Origin of the sequence: Streptomyces sp. AV19, assembly GCF_015999245.1 — a bacterium.
GTDB lineage: Bacteria > Actinomycetota > Actinomycetes > Streptomycetales > Streptomycetaceae > Streptomyces.
Genome location: NZ_JAEAMR010000046.1, coordinates 1 through 2,665, shown reverse-complemented (window position 1 = coordinate 2,665; position 2,665 = coordinate 1). Strand labels below are relative to the sequence as shown.

Below are 2,665 nucleotides of genomic sequence, written 5' to 3'. Positions count from 1 at the left end.
TCATGTACTTCTCGACCGTGGCCCGGTTGACCCGGCGCAGCTCGGCGCTGTCCGTGAAACCTTGCGACTGCACAGAATCGGACATTACTTCCCCTCCATGGGTGCCGGAACAGCCAACAGCGCAACCCTGAGCGGCTGTTGGCGTGCCGAAGTGGTCGTACGTGTGGGTGGGTGAGGCGGTCCGTGGACGACGGACCGGCGGGGCGGAATCAGTTCGCCATGGAGCCGGCCGGAGCGGCGCGATCGCGCACAGGGCCGCCGACGCCGCGCGCCCCGCCCGAGAAGCGGGTGGCGCGGGTACGACGCCCGGGCCGACCGGGTTGTCTAGTGCGAAGCCGTCGCGACGCCCGCTCGACGGGCGGCGGCAGCGGCGGCGCGGGCCGCGCCGCCTGGCGATATGGCCGAAGACGGACACAACTCGGTGTTCATATGGATCCCCCGTTCGGGAGCGCCGCTCGCGTAGCCGTACCGCGGGCGCCCCTGGATACACCTGTCCCGTCGGTTCCGCCGGAACCAACGACCCGGTTGATTCTGCCCCACTGCGCGGCGTCAGACAACGGACTTCGATGTACACCGCATGAGGACTATTTGACACGCAGGGGGCTTGACTCGCAACGCCTCGGACAGATGCGATCCGCGCACCGGACGAAACCAATCCAATTACGCTCCCCACCAAGGGAGTTCACAAACCTGTAATGAACGCCACAGGCCCTCCACTCAACCTTGGTGCACCCTGCATGAATGCGCCATGGCGCGATTTGGCCGACCGGGCAAAAAAGACGTTCGGGCCCCGGTGATTCGCTTTCGATATAGCTCCTATACGCCGTTCGTATTGGCACTCCGTCGATGGTTGGGGGAAGCTCGAACCACCGGCCTAGGTCCCGAGACGGATCAACGGCCCAAGTAACGGGGGATCACGGGGGAATTCGGAAATGAACGTCCTCGCGCCCAGCGCGCGTGACGTGGTGTCACTGCAACAACCCGCGCGACCGTGCCGCCCCGCGCACGCGAAGCGCTTCACAGTGGTCAGCCTTCCGGAGAGCGGCCGCGGCTTCGCCGCCGCCCCTCCGAACCTGCCCTTGCCCTGGGGCAGGCCGTCCCGTCCTGGCGATCCGTTCCGCGGCGCGACCCGAACAACCCGCGCCGCAGGCCATCCCTTCAGCCCGACAGGAGACAGCTGTTCATGACCACTTCATCCCAGAACCCACAGGCCGCTGCCGCCGCGCACGACGTGCCCTCCCGCGACGAGCTCGTCGCACGGGCCGCCGCCCTGCGGGACCGGCTGTGGGAACAGGCGCCGCAGGCCGACCGCGACCGCCGGCTCGACGAACGCACCGTCGCCGCCGTCCGGGACGCCGGGCTCTTCCGGCTGCTGACGCCCCGGCGCTTCGGCGGCTACGAGTCGGACTCCCGCACCCTGCTGGACGTCGTCACCGAACTCGGCCGCGGCTGCGGCTCCGCCGCATGGGTCACCGGCGTCCTCAACGCGGGCAACTTCGTCGCGGCGCTCTTCCCGGACGAGGCGCGGGAAGAGGTCTGGGGCGAGAACCCCGACGCCGGGGTCGCCCTGATCCTGGGCCCCGGCGCCCCTGCCCGGAAGATCGGGGGCGGCGCCCTGGTCACCGCCAAGTGGCCTTACGCGTCCGGTGCGTTGCACTGCGACTGGGCCGTGGTCGTCCTCCCGGTACAGGACGGGGACGCCGCGCCCGAGCTGTTCCTCGCACTCGTCCCCATGCGGGACGCGACTGTCGAGGACACCTGGTTCATCACGGGCCTGCGGGGCACCGGCAGCAACACGATCGTGGTGGACGGGAAGACCGTCCCCGATCACCGGCTGATCCCGCTGATGCCGACCCTCAACGGGGCGGTCCCGCCCCGCCGTCCGGAGGAGACCCTCTACCGCAGCAGCTTCGCGGGCGTGCTGCTGACCTCGCTGCTCGGCGCGCAGCTCGGCGAGGTGAAGGCCGGTCTGGAGCTGGTCCTGGAGAAGGCCCCGAAGCGGTCGGTCAACGCCTCCACGTACACCAGCCAAGTCCAGTCGGTCACCTTCCAGACGACCGTCGCCGAGGCGGCCACGAAGATCGACACCGCGCTGTTCCACGCGCACCGGCTCACCGAGGACATCGACGCGCACGCCCGCCGCGACGAGGCGCCGGACGTACCCACCCGCACCCGGGTCCGCACCGACTCGGCGTACGCCAGCCGGCAGTGCCGCGAGGCGATCGACCTGCTGGTCACCGCCCACGGCACGTCCGCCTTCGCCGAGGCCAACCCGCTCCAGCGGATCTGGCGGGACGTCAACGTGGCCAACCGGCACGCGGGTTTCGGGGCCGGCATCCCCGAGGAGATGTACGGCCGGGTGCTGCTCGGCGAGGACCCGCAGGCCGTGAGCTTCCTGCTGTAGCGGTTCCCCGGACCGCTCCCCCGCGGGGCTCCGCGGTCCGGGACCGCGCACCGCCACCGGCCGGGCAACGCCGGCGGACCGGGCCGCCCCGCGGCCGTCCGCCGGCGTTGCCCGCCGCCTTTCCGGCGTTGCGCGCCCCCCCCCGCGGCCGCGGGGCCCCCCCCCAACGGACGGGGGGCTAGGTGGTGGGGCCGCGCGCCGTTGGCGCCCACCAGGGGCGGGTGACCCCCCGCGGCGGGGGGGTGACCCCGCCGCCCCCCC

General features: G+C 71.6%; 1 protein-coding gene. It reads left to right on the top strand.

Translation table 11 applies throughout. The annotated features are described in order from the left end of the window. The first annotated feature begins 1,183 nt into the window (after positions 1-1,183). On the top strand, positions 1,184-2,404 hold the full coding sequence (locus I5Q34_RS32925; protein ID WP_199896171.1) for an acyl-CoA dehydrogenase family protein: 1,221 nt from the start codon (positions 1,184-1,186) through the stop codon (positions 2,402-2,404). Positions 2,405-2,665 lie beyond the last annotated feature (261 nt).

Coding starts and splice junctions, on each gene's coding strand:
- I5Q34_RS32925 (WP_199896171.1), top strand. CDS start 1,184: ATGACCACTTCATCCCAGAACCCACAGGCCGCTGCCGCCGCGCACGAC.